The following is a 10,297-nucleotide window of genomic DNA, read 5'->3' on the forward strand; positions in this document are numbered from 1 at the left end:
ATTAAATTTTCTTATTGAACTAAACTGCTTCGTTAGTGGAACAAGGAGAGCGGTTGCTCTTATTTAACAATCGCACCCGATAGTTTAAGTGCATTTCTTCACAAACTTCCTTTATGAAAGTGTAGATTTTCAGCAATTTGAACTATTTTTGGAATAACTTGATTAACTTCCTCGTTATCTTTAATTAAAAATAAATGGTCCGCTTCACCTTCTATTGGGTCAACAACATCTTCTTTTAAAGATTCAGCCTGTTGTCTAACAAGCACTTCCTCAAAATTTGAATACGCACCCCTAAATATATTTGTACTTCTCTGACTTTGAATAACACGTTCTTGAAGAACATCATCAGGAATATCAAAATGAACCAAGATTCGGACAAACTCATCAGAAGTAAACAACTCTTCTAGCTAATACAATCGTCCTTTTCGACTTCGATTTGAGTAGCACATAATAAAGTGAAAATAAGTGTTTTCTTTGGCATAATCGACAATTAGCTTTGAAAGAGAATGCTTAAGAGTATTAGGTCCTTTTTTTGGTTGTAAGTTCTTATAGTTAGTATTAATAAATTCAGCGTGGTTATCTTGGTCCATAACAAAAGAGTTATTTAACTGTTTTTCCAAAGCCCTTGCAAATGTAATTTTTCCAGAATGTGTTTTACCCACTGTAATAATTTCTAACCTTTTCATAATTTCAACTCCTTCTAGAAAAGAGGGCTGCCCCATCAATTCCTTGTTTCACGAATACACCTTTTTTTATATATTTGGCATTTCTAATTTTTCGGATTGTAGCACTAAGGCAGTTAAACCTTTTTCACTACCGCTTGTGTGGCCTTCTCCTTTTTCCCAAATAACCCCTTCACCACTTTTTAGCGTTAATCTGTGATTATCTTCTCCCTTAATCCATCCTTCGCCTTTAATTACAATGAAAAGCTGAGGTACTGGTGCTTTGTGATAGCCTACAATGCCACCTTGTTCTATATCAATAAAACCAATATTGGTTGGTTCTTCTGTTTTAATAATTTTTGAATAAAAAGCTGAAACAGAATTGTAATTACTAATTGTTTGACCTTCTCCAACTTTAAACAATCGCACAAAAAAATCCCCCTAACATTTAAGTTTCTTTTTCCATAATACCTTTTTGAGGGGGGCTTTGAAATAACTACCCTTATTCAACTATCCTGCCCTTTAGTTTAATAAGAAAAAGGATTGCGGTAACCCCCTTGTTATACTCAAGCACCCTCTAGCTTACTGAAGTTTAGTTCAATAACGCTCCCAATCATCTGGAACAAGTAACCATAATCCAGGCATTACACATTTATTGCCTTGAATATAATTGGTAGGAGTGTATCTGAAGGGTCTGTTAAGCATATTTTTTATCCCATCTATTGTTCGCATATTTAATGAATTAATTTATCATATGAATTTAAAATTGAATTTACCTTTTCACCATCTGCTCCTGATCTACTTCGTTAGCACAATAAATTAAAAAAGTAAAACAAGAACAGAATCCAAACTTCCTTCCATTACGTTATGTAATTTGTTTGAAGTAGTATTCAATCCATTCAATATAAGTTTCCACCCTTAAAGAACTATCCTCCCTGTTAGTACAACAAGAAAACTCGAAGGGCTGGTATAAAGCTATATGCTGTAGGCATGTCAAAAGCGATGTGAAATATACAATTCTACCACTTATATCAAATGAAATAGTATTATTAAAAAACTCAATTAGATATGTTACAGTGAACCGTACCATAAATAGTACAAAGTAAACTATAAAAGCTGTTACTAATAATAGTGACGGCTTTTATAGTTTTTGATTTGACTTTAAAATATTATTGTTAATAGGTACTGAAAACATTTATTAGAAAGGGAGTAATGATTTTGAAGGTTTCGAGAATTTTATTATATGGTTTTGTGTTAGTAAATATTTTTGGATTGCTTTATTGGATTACTACAATGTTAATAGACTTATTTAATTAAAATACGATTTAAGAGTTATCATGTAACCTTTCTTTCTTAGATAATAGGGAAACAGTTGTTCCTCTTTTGTTTATATTAATGGTAAACAGAGAAACCCAATTAAAATGCTTATCTAAACTGAAGTAATATATATTTGTTCTAAAAATAATTAATAAAAATGCATTTGTGTAAAGGATAAGGCTTATTAAATTCATATTTCCAGATAGGATAAAGTTAATGTGCATAAAAAGACAAACAAGGATAGAAGGTATGGTGAATAAACCGGCTATAAGAAATATACCAAGTATAATTTGAACAATTGGTATAACATAGTTAAAAATCAGTACATGCTCTAATGCTATATTCTCTATAAAAATCTTATAAAGGGGTGGGACATTAGATTGTTGTAATGATTGCATAAGATATTCTCTCAAAAATATACCCGGTTCTTTAAACCATAATTTTTCCGTAATTTTGGTTACTCCTGCCAATAACCAACCCATTCCATAAAGAACCCGTGTTAAAACAATAAGTGATGGAAACAGCTTTAAATTTTTAATTTTCATTTTAATACTCCTCCTTAATTTTTAATTTTCCATAAGGCATTTTTTTTGCCACAGGGAAACTTTTTGAACAAAAAAATTTATTATGATTGTTTGTTAGTTTAGACTTTCGCTTTAGGTATTTATTTCTAATGAATTATATGTCTTATATGTTAGAATGTTTACTTTATACAAAAAAATTTACCAAACACAAAAAACGGTTGTAAATAAATATTTAGATCTATAAGTGTATGGAACTAATGAATAGATTTAAGTGACTAAATAACCCCCACAATATTGTGAGGGTGGTGGTTATAAAAACATATAAACTTTTTGCTCAAATTCAACTATGTTCTTTGGTGCCATCCGCTGAACCGTACCATATCTAGTATATCTTTGTGAAGAATTGTACTTAAACTAAACTGCCCGTTAGTACAACAAGCAAAAAGATCGCCGCAGCGATCTCCATCTTTAACTCTTGCACCTCGTTAGTTGAAGAAAGTTTTTTAAATATCGCTAAAAGTGTGACCTTCATTCTCTAATACGACTTTTGCCTTTTCAATTGAATTGCTTTTAATAAGCAGGTAATCCGTATTAAAGGTTGAAATAGCAAAGATACTGATTTTATTTTCGGCTAATGGATTCGCTAATGAAGATAATATTCCAGTTAAGCTAAAGTCTAAAACTCCCTCTACTTTTATACACTTCCAATCATTTTCAACATCTTTAAATACTTCGTTCATCGATAAACATTCGGAAGGACACACTATAGACAGTTCCTCATCTGTTCGGGTAATAGAAAATACATCGGAGTTTAATGCCCACAATGGTATTGTTTCAGTTGGTGGAAATTTCACAACGGAAAAAGTTGAATCTAAAATTTTTAATTTCATATTTTTAGCACTCCTTTTAGAAATTATTATACCATTTTTTCTTTCAAACCCTTGTTAAACTAACCTGCGTCGTTACTTGAATAAGAAAAACGATCCTTCATTATTGAAGCATCGCCCCCGATATCTGAATAAGAACTCTATTCGTTTTAAAAAATTTTTTTAGTTGAATAAGAACTCTATACATTTTATTTTAGTTTAATAAGAACTATATTCGTTTTCAAATTTTATTTTCTCCACCAATAATTCCCTCTTGCCACATTTGATAAATGTAAAGGGTGATAGAGATAATTGTCATTATGAATAAGGAAAGCCAGGGTAATAAAAAGAAAGCCCATAAAACGAGTTTTATCATATATAAAGTCTCCTTTTATTTTTATCTTGTTATAGCCTTTTCAAAATCCCCTTTAACCATCCATTTTATTCAATTATTCTCTGCCCCTTTACGTACAGGACTTCACAATCTTTTTTTACACCCCATTAAACTCAATCCCTAAATGTGTTGTACATGCAAAAAGACGCCTTCTTATTTAAGAAAAGCGCCCGACTGTTGAACAATGAAATATGCGAAAGATCGCTCTGCAAATACGTTCTAATTTATTTGACTAACACACCCGTTTAGCCATCCATAAAGCAGGAAAATCACCCGCTTCACCATCGAGAATGAAAAGGGCTTCACACCGTCAATACTGCTTCTACGGCAGGGCGAGGAAGGTCGCTGAATTATGGTGCTTTAGGACCAATCAACGCCACCCCAAGAGGATTGCAGCTTTCGTAACAGAACAATTTGGCCGAGATGATACGAATCGTGCATCATGATATTGCTGAGTAAACGCTCAATAGAGTACCTGTTAGCTGCAAACGGAGCTTTTAACTTTTCATCGTCAAGGTCCGCAATGGCCGTTTTTAATTTATTCATGACTTCATTAAGGCGCTGCACTGTCTGGGCCCACCCAATTTCGTCTTCTGGATCCCCCGGATTTCCAAAGGTTTCTTCATTGTCTTCTGCCTTTTTCGGATTCTCTGTGCCCTTAATTCGATGGATTACGTCTTCATTCCAAAATATCAAGTGGTTGACAATCTGCCAAATCGAATTGCTGATTCCCGAACTTGTCCATGCTGCCTCAGCTGCGATGACTCCATGAAGCGCCTGATCCATGGATGCAAACCAATCATTCTCATGGCAATGCATGTCGAGTTGTTCTAAAAACATTTTGGTTACAACTTGCATACAACCAATCTCCTCACTATTTAGTGTAATCTTTCAAAGTTAAAAGACAAGAAAAAATCTGACTATAGTATAAATTAATCGGTCCTAAAAAGGTAAAAACCAAATCCAAGTGATCCCTTCCATATTGGACAGACCTTTCTATCCAGCTTCTAATTCTCTCCAACATGGCAGGGTAATCCGAAATTTCCGGGTGACGATAACAATAATCCTCAATCAATTTCGAAAAAAGCCATTCATACGCATAAAATAACCTTCATTTTCGACTGTCAGCCATATAACGAAAAAATATTCTCAATGAAATACTCCAATCATTTATTCTGAGAATTCAACAAAACCATGATCACTATGACTTTATTCGGCTCATCCAGCTTTTATTCCTTCATCATGACAAATAAAGTATCCTATAGGGCAGACCTTTTTAAGTATCTACTCTATAGGGTACATTTTAATTTCTGGTTGACCTTTTTTTATATGCTTTTATTATAACGGTAGCCGGGGTAGAACGTAAGCACCCGTGGGGCTTAGATCCCGTCAACTAAACAGTTCGCCCCCTACTTGTAGAAACATGATTGAGGCTGGTTGGGACTATGATCTCGTATAACAGCGAAGCTATGATACTGCAAGAAGGATTAGGGGTACCGGTAATTTTATTTTTGGAGGAGATAAAAAATGAATCCAGTGGTTGGTCTGGATGTAGCAAAAGGCGAAAGTCCAGTTCAAGCTTTCTTGGATAAAAAGATTCCTTACAAAGGAAGTTTTAAAGTAACACATACCCTTGAGGGACTAGAGAACTTACACCAATTTCTTAAAGAAGTAGAAAGCGTAACAGGGGTACGACCTCCGGTCGTTTAGAATCTACGGGGCATTATCATTCACCTGTTGTACAGTATTTTGAGGAAGAGGATATTTACTAAGTATCGTTAACCCACTCATTTCTTATCGGGCAAAGGGCTCAAGCTTACGAAAGGTAAAGACTGATGTAATCGATGCGAATCATCTATGCCAACTGTACTATAAAGAGGACTTAGAGCCTTATAAAAAACGAGGGATTCAACTCTTAAACCTTCGTAATCTAACAAGACAGCACGAAAATATAACAGGTATTTATGTACAAACGAAACTTCAATTTCAAGCAGTGCTTGATCAGGTTTTCCCTGAGTATCGTGGAGTTTTTGGGTACTTATATTCGGTGGTTTCTTTACTAACATTATTAGAATATCCTACATCTGAAGAAGTTTTAGCAGCTAGTGAAGAAACTTTAGCATCTACGATTGACGAACTATGTAAAAGTCGTTCTAGCAAGTGGGCAAATACAAAGGCAAAAAAACTTATAGATGCCGCAGCTCAAAATCCCTTTCAGAAAACCCTGTATTAGAGCCATATTTTAACCCTAGAAATGTATATCAAGATGCTTCTAGAATACCGAAAGCACCCATCCAGGTTAGAAAACGAAATAGATTCTTTGGCAAAAGAAATTGAAGAATATAAGATTATCCAATCAATGAATATTAAAATCAAAAAATTTCCCGTAACTAATGGCTTATTCCCTTCTTTTTCTCAATCTTGTACCGAATTTGTAATATTGTAGAAAGAAATAAGTTTGGTCGGTAAAAAGGTAAGGGAGTATTGTATAAAGGGTTTTTTCTCCCACGCTTGTCCACTCTTATTCAAACCTTTTCAGATTTTTCCTTTTTGTTTTCTTTCGCTTATTCTACACAAATATGAAAGGAAGAATAAGTTGTTTTGGTATGAGTAATACTTAAATTAGAAAAATCCAATATTAAGAGGAGATCTTCAATGAATACAAAACATAATGTTGGTTTATCATCAACAGAAATTGCAGGATTATGGGCTACTTACATAAACGATAGCTTATCTATCTGTCTCTCTAAGCATTTCCTGCAACAGTCGAACAATGAAGATGTTAAACCCATAATTAAACTAACATTAGATATATCACAAAAACATATTGTGGAAATCAAGAATATTTTTGAAAAGGAGAATTTCCCTATTCCCAAGGGATTTTCCGATGAAGACATTGATCTTTCAGCTCCACCTTTGTTTTTCGATTTATTTCCTGTAAGCTACGCTTACGGGATGAGTCGTATGGGTTTGATGACCTATAGTATGCTAATTTCTAATGTTGCCCGCCAAGATATTCGATCTTTCTTCTCTAAGTGTTTAACTTCCACATTGGATCTTTATAATACATCAGTAAATCTAATGCTTTCTAAAGGGATATACGATCGCCCAACAATGATCCCTTATCCCGATAAAGTTGAATTTGTTAAAAAGAAAGAAACATTTTTATCCAAGTGGTTCGAAAAGAAACGCCCTCTAAATGTTCTTGAACTATCTGAAATATTTTTTAACATTGAAAGGAACTATTTTGCTTTAGTCTTACTCACTGGATTTATTCAAGTTGTGAAAGATGAACAAATAAAAAAATTTTTGACAAAAGGAAAAGACTTAGCTCAAAACCAAATTCATTTCCTAAACAATACTTTAATCAAGGAAGATCTGCTTGGCACTATAATGGTTAACTCAGAAGTGTCAACTTCTACTGTATCTCCTTTTTCAGAAAAGCTCATCATGAACCTTGTAACTATACTCAATACGCAAGGAATAACCTATATTGGTCATGCATTAGCTACATCAGCACGAATAGACCTTGCTACTGAATATTCAAAACTAATTCCTGAAATATTGCAGTATGGGAAGGAGGGCACCGACATTTTGATAGAAAGGGGATGGATGGAAGAACCACCACACTCTCCAAATAGGAAGGAGTTGGCAGAAAATTAGGTTTAAATTAAACAAGGGATCTCAACGATCTCTTGTTTCAGTTATATGAAGCAAAATTTCCCGTTTTAACAAAATTAAACTTGACACAATATAAAAAGAATTCAGATCTCTAACGGAACATGCATTTTTAAATGATATTAGTCTATCTTTTGTACAATATCAAGAAGGGATTTATCAAAAAGCCTCAGCCCTCTCTCCATTATCTTTCTTTAATTACATTAATCAGTACATATTAATTACAATAAAATAGGCTACCTAAACTTGAGGCAGCCAAAAGATTTATTTTATCAACGCTTGCTGTGGGAATAAAGAATGAATCTTTTCTTCAACTTCCTTTAACACACCTTTATATGATTCTTCATGGAGTGAACCAATATTTCCAAATAGTAAATGTTCTACTGGTTCAATACCAACAAATTCAAAGATTCCAGTATCAGACGTAATTTTCAAACCTGAAGTCATTCCAATCTCATCATAATATTCCTTTGGATGACCGTGTGTATTAATTATAAGACCTTTCTTGCCTGTCAGCATCCTCATAATACCTTCTTCTCCATAAGCATAAGCATAGCCATAGGAGAAAACACGGTCAACATAACCTTTAAGGATAGCAGGAAGCCCAGTCCACCAAATCGGATAAATAAAAGTAATAGCATCAGCTTGGGTGATAAATTCTTGTTCTGTTTGAATGTCCTTCGGAGTTTGTCCCGCTTTCATAGCAGCCGTATCTTCTGGAGTAAACACAGGTTTAAAATTAAGTGCATATAAATCACGCACAATAACTTCGTGTCCATTGTTTTTTAAAGCATTGACCGTAGTTTCCAATATTGCATGGTTTAAACTTTCAGGGTTTGGGTGAGCATAAACTACAAGATGTTTCATTTAAAAAGCCTCCATATATATTAATTTTTTGTTATAATTTGCAATTACATAGACATCTATGTATTTACCCAAAAAATTAAAATCCTTTTAAAATTCTTTCCAACAAGTGTTCCAGTTGTTCTTTTTCAGCGGTATTTAGACGACCGTAAATTGAATCATTTACTTTATCGGAAACCTCACGGAACAACGGCTCCAATTGTTTACCTTTTTCAGTAAGATCAATCAAAGTTACTCTGCTATCCTCCTCACTTTTTATCCTTTCAACATACCCTAATTTCTCTAACTTATCCACTAGAACCGTTACAGTTGGTTGTTTTCGGTGGATTTTTTCAGCTATTTCCTTCACGGATAGTCTGTTTTTTTGATAAAGGAAAACTAGAATATCACCATGAGAAGGAACAATACCTTCTATACCATGTTTTTCAAGCTCTGACACAATCAATTTATTGATTGCATCTCTAATCTTTCCTACCATAGAAGCTGCATTATATTTTAACATGATTACATTATATATAGACATCTATATATTTTCAAGTGTATAATTTTATTAAACTATTCACCATTAGTTCAATAACAAAAAAAGACTGCCACAATGACAGCCTGACATTTTATTAAAGCACCCGTAGTTCAAGACGTATATTGATTTTTTTAAGAACTGATATCAACCTTTGCGATTGTTATCATTAAGGTTTACTTCAATTCCTTATCATTTACTAAGTTACGTCTATCCGGAGATTGTGGTGGTTCTTCCATCCATCCATTTTGAATTAATAAATGAGCGGCGTCTTCAGCATAAAGACCAATTTCCGAGGCAAGACGAGCATATAAAAAGGCTAAATCATGCCGCATGCTTGATGCAACGGAAAGTCCATAATTCCCCAAACCTGCTGCATTTAAAAAAGTTGTGACAAATAACATAATCTTATCGGAAAAAGGGGCTTCTTGGGATTCGGTTATCGATGTATCCCATAATGAAGGAGCAGGAAGGTTATCTTCCCTTAATTTTTGTGCAAAAACCTTTGCATGCTTTTCAGCAATTTGCTTACCTCTCCACATCATCTCTCTAATTTGCTTTGACTTAGCAACTTGTGCAAAAGCTGTCATTAGATTTGAACCTAATAAGTTGGAATCAAGGTTGACAAAAAGCTGTGTAATTTCTGGAGCTGTTAAAGGACGGCGTTTTCCTATAAAACCAGACATGAAATTTTTGGTTTTTACAAAATGAACTTTTTCAGGAATAGGTAAATAAGGAGGTCTTATAAGAACACCTTTATTTAACATAACCTGGATTGCTTTGTCATCCAATTCCTGGGTAGTTTCAATACATGTTTTAAATATAGCTCGTATATCTTGGCGGGTGGATAAAGTTCGACTTATGGCATATGAACTTAAGCCTACTTTTGCCATGCTTTTGATGAAATTTATCATAAATAGATCCGTAAATAAACGTGGTGTATTACGATTTAAATCTTTATCTGTAAAACCATGGGGAATTGGGAAACTTTCTTTTTCAAAAATTCTCTTTATCTCCTCTGTATAGTGAAGGGATAAATCGTATGCGTATTCGACCACCTGCTTAATTTCCTTATCTTCTACTGTAAATATAAAATGTTTCATTAAACACGTTGACATAGTAACGTTTAAGTAACTTGTCCACAGGCTTGCAATTTCCGCTGCCGATAATCCTTTTTCTTCCATAGATATCCTCCGTTTGACTTATTTTTTTAAAGTCCATTTGAGATTAATTATTATTTTTCTTATTAGTACGGAAAACTATTCCATCGAAAGAAATAGAAACAAATGCTTAAACAAAAGTAGCTTTAAATAACAATCAAAAATCATCATTACACACCAACAAAACCGGATGAATAAGAATTTGGTACTATCCTTATTTAACTCCCTCAGTTTGATACGAATATCTCTCGAATGCTCACTTATTCGCAGGATTTCATAACCCTTGTAATTGGATTTACGGGTAAATGAAGTGAG

The 10,297-nt window shown here is 33.8% G+C and carries 9 protein-coding genes and 2 pseudogenes; 2 read left to right on the forward strand and 9 right to left on the reverse strand.

Annotation, left to right across the window (positions count from 1 at the left end; genetic code table 11):
* Positions 1 to 98: 98 nt before the first annotated feature.
* From ACIQAA_RS29450 to ACIQAA_RS29475, 6 genes and pseudogenes are all read right to left on the reverse strand, one after another.
* Positions 99 to 686, reverse strand: a pseudogene (locus tag ACIQAA_RS29450) (ATP-binding protein).
* A 66-nt stretch (positions 687 to 752) separates the two neighbouring features.
* A complete protein-coding gene (locus tag ACIQAA_RS29455) occupies positions 753 to 1,091 on the reverse strand; it encodes a cupin domain-containing protein (RefSeq protein WP_402626691.1) in 339 nt (112 codons plus the stop codon).
* An 896-nt stretch (positions 1,092 to 1,987) separates the two neighbouring features.
* Positions 1,988 to 2,524, reverse strand: a complete 537-nt coding sequence (locus ACIQAA_RS29460; protein WP_402626693.1) for a hypothetical protein — start codon at positions 2,522 to 2,524, stop codon at positions 1,988 to 1,990.
* A gap of 482 nt (positions 2,525 to 3,006) precedes the next feature.
* Positions 3,007 to 3,393, reverse strand: coding sequence for an ACT domain-containing protein (locus ACIQAA_RS29465; RefSeq protein WP_307195637.1), 387 nt, complete (start codon positions 3,391 to 3,393; stop codon positions 3,007 to 3,009).
* Between the two features lie 217 nt (positions 3,394 to 3,610).
* Complete coding sequence (locus tag ACIQAA_RS29470) at positions 3,611 to 3,745, reverse strand: hypothetical protein (protein WP_402626695.1); 135 nt, start codon at positions 3,743 to 3,745, stop codon at positions 3,611 to 3,613.
* A gap of 378 nt (positions 3,746 to 4,123) precedes the next feature.
* Positions 4,124 to 4,621: a DinB family protein gene (locus ACIQAA_RS29475; RefSeq protein ID WP_402626697.1), complete on the reverse strand. Its 498-nt coding sequence runs from the start codon at positions 4,619 to 4,621 to the stop codon at positions 4,124 to 4,126.
* 669 nt (positions 4,622 to 5,290) lie between these two features.
* On the opposite strand from ACIQAA_RS29475, the pseudogene ACIQAA_RS29480 reads away from it, so the two are divergent.
* A pseudogene (locus ACIQAA_RS29480) lies at positions 5,291 to 6,125 on the forward strand (IS110 family transposase); the annotation flags it as partial.
* Positions 6,126 to 6,418: 293 nt separating this feature from the next.
* Positions 6,419 to 7,426, forward strand: a complete 1,008-nt coding sequence (locus ACIQAA_RS29485) for a DUF3231 family protein (RefSeq protein ID WP_402626699.1) — start codon at positions 6,419 to 6,421, stop codon at positions 7,424 to 7,426.
* Positions 7,427 to 7,705: 279 nt separating this feature from the next.
* Here ACIQAA_RS29485 and ACIQAA_RS29490 read toward each other — a convergent pair whose 3' ends face one another.
* From ACIQAA_RS29490 to ACIQAA_RS29500, 3 genes are all read right to left on the reverse strand, one after another.
* Entirely contained in the window at positions 7,706 to 8,308 is a 603-nt protein-coding gene (locus ACIQAA_RS29490) for an NAD(P)H-dependent oxidoreductase (protein WP_402626701.1), read from the reverse strand.
* A 76-nt stretch (positions 8,309 to 8,384) separates the two neighbouring features.
* Complete coding sequence (locus ACIQAA_RS29495; protein WP_402626703.1) at positions 8,385 to 8,807, reverse strand: MarR family winged helix-turn-helix transcriptional regulator; 423 nt, start codon at positions 8,805 to 8,807, stop codon at positions 8,385 to 8,387.
* 191 nt (positions 8,808 to 8,998) lie between these two features.
* Positions 8,999 to 10,006 (reverse strand): DUF3231 family protein, encoded by a 1,008-nt coding sequence (locus ACIQAA_RS29500; RefSeq protein ID WP_402626705.1) that lies wholly within the window; start codon positions 10,004 to 10,006, stop codon positions 8,999 to 9,001.
* Between the last annotated feature and the right edge of the window lie 291 nt (positions 10,007 to 10,297).

The organism is Neobacillus sp. NPDC093182 (genome assembly GCF_044754045.1).

Bases quoted from the DNA above. Each gene is read 5' to 3' on its own strand.
- ACIQAA_RS29470 (WP_402626695.1), bottom strand. From the start codon at position 3,745: ATGATAAAACTCGTTTTATGGGCTTTCTTTTTATTACCCTGGCTTTCC.
- ACIQAA_RS29490 (WP_402626701.1), bottom strand. From the start codon at position 8,308: ATGAAACATCTTGTAGTTTATGCTCACCCAAACCCTGAAAGTTTAAAC.
- ACIQAA_RS29495 (WP_402626703.1), bottom strand. From the start codon at position 8,807: ATGTTAAAATATAATGCAGCTTCTATGGTAGGAAAGATTAGAGATGCA.
- ACIQAA_RS29465 (WP_307195637.1), bottom strand. From the start codon at position 3,393: ATGAAATTAAAAATTTTAGATTCAACTTTTTCCGTTGTGAAATTTCCA.
- ACIQAA_RS29485 (WP_402626699.1), top strand. From the start codon at position 6,419: ATGAATACAAAACATAATGTTGGTTTATCATCAACAGAAATTGCAGGA.
- ACIQAA_RS29475 (WP_402626697.1), bottom strand. From the start codon at position 4,621: ATGCAAGTTGTAACCAAAATGTTTTTAGAACAACTCGACATGCATTGC.
- ACIQAA_RS29460 (WP_402626693.1), bottom strand. From the start codon at position 2,524: ATGAAAATTAAAAATTTAAAGCTGTTTCCATCACTTATTGTTTTAACA.
- ACIQAA_RS29500 (WP_402626705.1), bottom strand. From the start codon at position 10,006: ATGGAAGAAAAAGGATTATCGGCAGCGGAAATTGCAAGCCTGTGGACA.